Origin of the sequence: Streptomyces pseudogriseolus (assembly GCA_002154585.1) — a bacterium.
In the GTDB taxonomy this organism is placed as follows: Bacteria; Actinomycetota; Actinomycetes; order Streptomycetales; family Streptomycetaceae; genus Streptomyces; species Streptomyces pseudogriseolus.
In genome coordinates, this window is the sequence record MUNG01000682.1 from 1 (window position 1) to 2,112 (window position 2,112).

1 protein-coding gene and 1 pseudogene are annotated in these 2,112 nt (G+C 73.7%); one reads left to right on the forward strand and one right to left on the reverse strand.

Annotated elements, in window-relative coordinates:
• The coding region (locus CCN29_RS34065) for an amylo-alpha-1,6-glucosidase (RefSeq protein WP_107481773.1) at window positions 1-1,371 on the forward strand (1,371 nt) is incomplete at its 5' end.
• Window positions 1,372-1,420: 49 nt separating this feature from the next.
• On the opposite strand, the pseudogene CCN29_RS34070 reads toward CCN29_RS34065, so the two are convergent.
• Window positions 1,421-1,851 (reverse strand): annotated as a pseudogene (locus CCN29_RS34070) (carboxymuconolactone decarboxylase family protein).
• Window positions 1,852-2,112: the final 261 nt, after the last annotated feature.

A 2,112-nucleotide genomic window follows, 5' to 3' on the forward strand; every position in this document is an offset into this window, starting at 1 on the left:
GAGACCCCGGACGGCGGCACCGCCCGCACCCTGCGCTGGCGGCTCGCCCTGGAGCCGCACGGCCGGGCCGAGCTGCGCCTGATCGTCCACGCCCGCCCGCACGCACCGCTCCCGCCCGTGCCCCGCCCGGCGGGACGGACCCGGCGGACACTGCCGCCCGGCGCGTCCGACCTGGACCGCGCCGTCGAACAGGGCATGACGGACCTCGACCTGCTCACCGTCCACGCCACCGGCGTCGACGGCGAGGACCTGGCCGTCCCCGCGGCCGGCAGCCCCTGGTTCCTCACCCTGTTCGGCCGGGACTCCCTCCTCACCTCACTCTTCCTGCTGCCCTACCTGCCCGGGACCGCAGCCGCCACGCTCGGGGCGCTCGCCGCCACCCAGGGGCAGACCTACGACGCGTTCCGCGGCGAACAGCCCGGCCGCATCGTGCACGAGGTCCGCAAGGGCGAACTCGCCCACTTCCGGCAGATTCCCTACGGCCGCTACTACGGCACCGTCGACGCCACGCCCCTGTTCCTGGTCCTGCTGCACGCCCACCACGAGACCACCGGCGACCGCACGCTCGCCGAGCGCCTGGAGCAGCACGCCCGCCGCGCCGTCGACTGGATGCTCACCGACGGCGGACTCGAGGAGCGCGGCTACCTCGTCTACACCCCGGACCCCGGCGGCCTGGTCAACCAGAACTGGAAGGACTCCCCGGGCTCGATTCGCTTCGCCGACGGCACCCCCGCCGAAGGCCCCCTCGCCGTCAGCGAGGTGCAGGGCTACGCCTACGACGCGCTGCTGCGCACCGCCCGGCTCGCCAGGGACGTCTGGGACGACGACGCCTACGCCCGCCGCCTCGACGGCCTCGCGGCCGGACTGCGCGAACGCTTCCTGCGGGACTTCTGGATGCCGGAGGCCGCCTTCCCCGCGCTCGCCCTGGACGGCACGGGCCGCCAGGCCGACGCCCTGGCCTCCGACGCGGGCCATCTGCTGTGGTCGGGCATCCTCGACGACGAGCGGGCCCGCATCACGGGACGGCGGCTGCTGCGGCCGGACTTCTTCTCCGGCTGGGCAGTCCGGACCCTGGCGAGCGGACAGGCGCCCTACCACCCGCTGTCGTACCACCGCGGCAGCGTCTGGCCGCACGACAACGCCCTGATCGCGCTGGGTCTCGCCCGGTACGGCCTCGGCGACGAGGTGCGCGCCCTCGCCGACGGGCTCACCGCGGCCGCCGCCCGCAGCGGACACCGGCTGCCCGAGGTGTTCGCCGGCTACGACCGCCGGGACGCCCCGGCGCCGGTGCCGTACCCGCACTCCTGCTCGCCGCAGGCGTGGGCGGCGGCGACCCCGGCGGCCCTGCGCACCGCGCTTTCCCGGGTGTAGCGAACGGGGCCCCTCCCGTTGCCGGAAGGGGCCCCGCCGGGGGAGAGGATCAGCCGAACTGGCCGGGCTGGTAGTCGCCCGCGGGCTGCTGGTTGATGACGTTGATGCGGTTGTAGGCGTTGATGATCGCGATCAGCGAGATCAGCGCGGCGAGCTCGTCCTCGTTGTAGTGCTTCGCCGCGTTGGCCCACGCCTCGTCGGTGACCCCGGCGGCCGCGTCCGCGATCCGGGTGCCCTGCTCGGCCAGTTCGAGCGCCGCGCGCTCCGCCTCGGTGAAGACGGTGGCCTCGCGCCAGGTGGCGACCAGGTTGAGACGCAGCTGGGTCTCGCCCGCCGCCGCGGCGTCCTTGGTGTGCATGTCGGTGCAGAAGCCGCAGCCGTTGATCTGGCTGGCGCGNNCGCGGCCCGGCCCGCCGAGTTGATGTGGCGCAGCACCTTGCCGGCGACGGGGTTGGCGAAGAAGTCGATACGCGCGTTCATGTGCTCTCCAAGGTCGGTCCGTCGATACGGTGTCGCTTCACTGACGGAACGGCCCCGCGAAGTGTGACAGCTCTGCTTGTGTGACCTACGTCTCATCATTTCGTGGCCCCGTACGACATGGCGTCCGGCGGGCACCGGACCTGCCGATAACCTTTCCGGGTGGACGGGGAGCGGGGGTGCCGGGTGGGCGAGCGTCGGGAACGCGACTGGACGGCGATGACGCCCGGAGACTTCGACCGCGACGCCCCGCTCTGCCTCAAC